The organism is Modestobacter sp. SYSU DS0875, from assembly GCF_054050915.1.
The window spans coordinates 1-3687 of sequence record NZ_JBJHAH010000056.1 but is presented as its reverse complement, the minus strand read 5'-3'; the positions used below and the strand labels follow the sequence as shown (position 1 = coordinate 3687).

The 3687-nt window shown below is 72.9% G+C and carries 2 protein-coding genes and 1 pseudogene; all 3 read right to left on the bottom strand.

Annotated elements, in window-relative coordinates; genetic code table 11:
• A partial coding sequence (locus tag ACI79Y_RS19535) for a methyl-accepting chemotaxis protein (RefSeq protein WP_457160084.1) occupies positions 1-1288 on the bottom strand: 1288 nt, incomplete at its 3' end.
• A 345-nt stretch (positions 1289-1633) separates the two neighbouring features.
• Entirely contained in the window at positions 1634-3280 is a 1647-nt protein-coding gene (locus ACI79Y_RS19530; protein ID WP_457160083.1) for a methyl-accepting chemotaxis protein, read from the bottom strand.
• Between the two features lie 271 nt (positions 3281-3551).
• Positions 3552-3687: pseudogene (locus ACI79Y_RS19525) on the bottom strand (methyl-accepting chemotaxis protein); the annotation flags it as partial.

Genomic DNA, 3687 nt, shown 5'->3' with positions numbered 1-3687 from the left:
CCTCCACCCGCCGCGCGATGTCCTCCGTCGCCCGCGCCGTCTCCTGCGCCAGCTCCTTCACCTCGTTGGCCACCACCGCGAACCCCTTGCCCGCGTCCCCGGCCCGCGCCGCCTCGATCGTGGCGTTGAGCGCCAGCAGGTTCGTCTGCTCCGCGATCGAGGTGATCACCTTCACCACCGCACCGATCTCCTGGCTCGACGTGCCCAGCTTGGTGATGGTCTCCGTCGTCGACTGCGCCTCGGTCACCGCAGCCGCCGCCACCCGGGCCGCCTCGTTCGCGTTCTGGCTGATCTCCCGGATCGACGCCCCCATCTCCTCCGCACCCGCCGCCACCGTGCCCACGTTCCGGGACACCTCCTCCGCCGCGGAGGAGACGACGTTGGACTGCGCCGAGGTCTCCTCCGCCGACGCCGAGATCTGCGCCGACGACGCCGACAGCTCCTCCGACGACGCCGCCACCGCATCCGCCGACACCGCCACCGAGGCCAGCACCGACCGCAGGCTCTCCTGCGCCGCGGCCAGCGAGGTCGCCATCCGGCCGATCTCGTCGCAGGACCCGGCCTCCGGGATGACGGTCAGGTCACCCGTGGCCAGCGCCTCGACCGACCGCTGGACCGAGACGACGGTCCGCTTGAGCTGACGGACGACGAGCAGCGCCAGGCCGGCGGCGAGGGCGATGCCGAGCGTCGCGGTGAGGAGCACCTGCACGGCGACCTCCCCGGCGCGCTCCTCGCCCGCCGCAGCCTCCTGGGCGGCGGCGGCGGCCTCCGCCTCGCTCTCGACCGCGTACGGGTTCATGACCGCACTGGCCAGCGGCTTCTCCTCGTTGAACCCGTAGAACTGCGCCGCCCCGGCGTCGATGGCGGCCAGCTGCCGGTCAGCCTCGGCGTAGTACGCGGTGACGGCGGACGTGAACTCCGCCCAGGCCGCGTCGTCGGCCTGGTGACCGTCGTACTCGTCGATGAGCTCCTGGAGCTCCCCCCGGCGCTCGGCGAGGGAATCGCGCAGGGCCGCACGCGTCTCGGCGTCCGCGACGTTGTAGGAGACGATCCGCACCCGGTCGCCCTGGAAGCTGCGCTGGATCGCACCCAGGGTGTCCATCGGCCGGACGATCTCCTCGTACAGCCGCTGCTCACCGTCCCGGAGATCGTGCACCCCGCGGACCGCCAGCGTGGCGATGAGGGCCGCCACGAGTCCCATCAGGGCGACGACGACCCCGATCTTGACGGCGATCGGCCGGTCGAAGAGCCAGCTCAGTCGACGCGATCGGGAAGAGGCGGTTCGCATGTGGTGCTCCTGGTGACTGGAACGCGCTGGGCGTCCGTTGGTGCGGTGCTGGACGTGCGGTCCCGGTGCGCTGGGCGCCACCATGGCTCCCCGCGATGTACACGACCGGTTCGCGCGGCCCGCGCGCTCACGAGGGAATGCTGCTGCAGCTGAGACAGGCGGGACGGCAGTCGCCGTGCGTGTCGGCGCAACGGCCGACGGAAATGCGGGCGACCTCGCCGGATCGGCTCCATGTCGATTTCCGGGAATGTCCGCCGCCGTTCGTCGTGCTGCCCCGGGAACGACGAACGGCCGCCCCGTCCGGGCGGACGGGGCGGCCGTTCGTGGAATGGCGCAGGCCGCGGATCAGAGGGTGAAGCGGGCCACCGTCCCCCGCAGGTCGCCGGCCATCCGGGACAGCTCGTCGACCGCCTGCCGTGTCTGCCCCAGCGCCTCGGTGGTGGACGACGCCGCAGTCGACACCCCGGTGATGTTCGCGGCGATCTCCGTCGACCCACCCGCGGCCTCCTGCACCGACCGCGACATCTCGCTGGTCGTCGCCGTCTGCTCCTCCACCGCGCTCGCGATGGTCAGCTGGAAGTCGTTGATCTGGCCGATGACCCCGCTGATCCCGCCGATGGCCTCGATCGCCCGCGCCGTGTCGCCCTGGATCGCCTCCACCCGCCGGGCGATGTCCTCGGTGGCCTTGGCCGTCTCCTGGGCCAGCTCCTTCACCTCGTTGGCCACCACGGCGAAGCCCTTGCCCGCCTCCCCGGCCCGGGCTGCCTCGATCGTGGCGTTGAGCGCCAGCAGGTTGGTCTGCTCCGCGATCGAGGTGATGACCTTCACCACCGCGCCGATCTCCTGCGAGCTCGCGCCCAGCTGCTCGATGGTCTCCGTCGTGGCCTGCGCCTCGGTCACCGCCTGCCCCGCTACCCGGGCGGCCTCGGTGGCGTTCTGGCTGATCTCCCGGATCGACGCCCCCATCTCCTCCGCGCCCGCCGCGACCGTGGCCACGTTGCGCGAGACCTCCTCGGCGGCGGCCGAGACCACCCCGGACTGGGCCGACGTCTCCCCCGCCGACGCCGCGATCTGCGCCGACGACGCGCTCAGCTCCTCCGACGACGCCGCCACCGCGTCCGCCGAGACGCCCACCTCGGCCATGACCGAGCGCAGCTCGACGACCGCGGCGTCCAGCGCCGCTCCCATCCGGCCCACCTCGTCGGAGCTGGTCAGCCCGCTGCGACGGGTGAGGTCGCCGGCGGCCAGGCCCTCGGCCACCGCCTGGACACGGGCGACGGCACGCGCCAGGCCGCGGGCGACGACGACCGCGAGCCCCAGCCCGAGCAGCAGGCCCACCCCGAGCAGGACGCTGACCAGGGTCTGCTGGCCGGCGACCTCGTCGTGGGTGGCCGCCGCCGCAGCGCCCGCCTCCTGGCTCTCCATGTCCCACACCCGGCCGATGGTGTCCTCGGCGTGGGCCGCGTACGGGTCGGTCTGCGCGCCGTTGACCGAGTGCCAGGCGGCCGCGTCCCCGGCCAGGGCCAACGGCGCGAGCACCTGCTGGGCCTGTTGCACGTACTGCCCGTAGATCTCCGCGGCGAACTCGACCAGCTCCTGCTTGCGCGCCGACGGAGACGTGCGCGCGTAGGCCGCGACGGCCTCGTCGAACTCCGCGGCCCGGTCGGCGATGCCGGCGATGATCTGGCCGGCCGCGTTCTTGTCCGGGGTGAGGACGGCGTCCCGGGAGGCCATCCGGGTCTGGTTGATCGCGTTGCGCATGTCGGCGGCCGCGTCGAGCCCGCTGACGTTGCTCTCGTAGAGGACGTCGGTCGCGGTGGCGGCCCGGCCCAGGGAGACCACGCCGATCAGCCCCGCGGTCAGCGCGATCACCGCCGCCACCACCACGGCGGAGACGACCTTCACCAGCACGCCGCGGTCGGCCCACCACCCCAGCGGTGCCCGCCACCCGGGCCGGCGGTCCCGGTGCACGGCATCGGTGTTGCTGCCCATGACGCATTCGCTCCCTTGCGATGTGGCGTTCGTCCGCACGGTCCGTGCCGTGCACGCGCCAGGAATGGTGGTTCAGGTGTGGCGGGTGCTGCGCCATTCGCCGTTCGTGTCGGAACATTCCGCAAGGGAATTCCGGACCACCGCCACGAAACGGCCTCATGTCGATTCCAGAAAATGGTCGTCGCCGCGCACGACGACCGTTACCGACACCCGGAACAGCGAACGGCCGCCCCGTCCGGGTGGACGGGGCGGCCGGATTCGACGCGGTGGGTCAGTAGGTGAAGCGGGCGACGCTCCCCCGCAGGTCGCTGGCCATCCGGGACAGCTCGTCGACCGCCTGCCGGGTCTGCCCCAGCGCCTGCGTGGTCGACGACGCCGCGCTGGAGACCCCGGTGATGTTCGCCGCG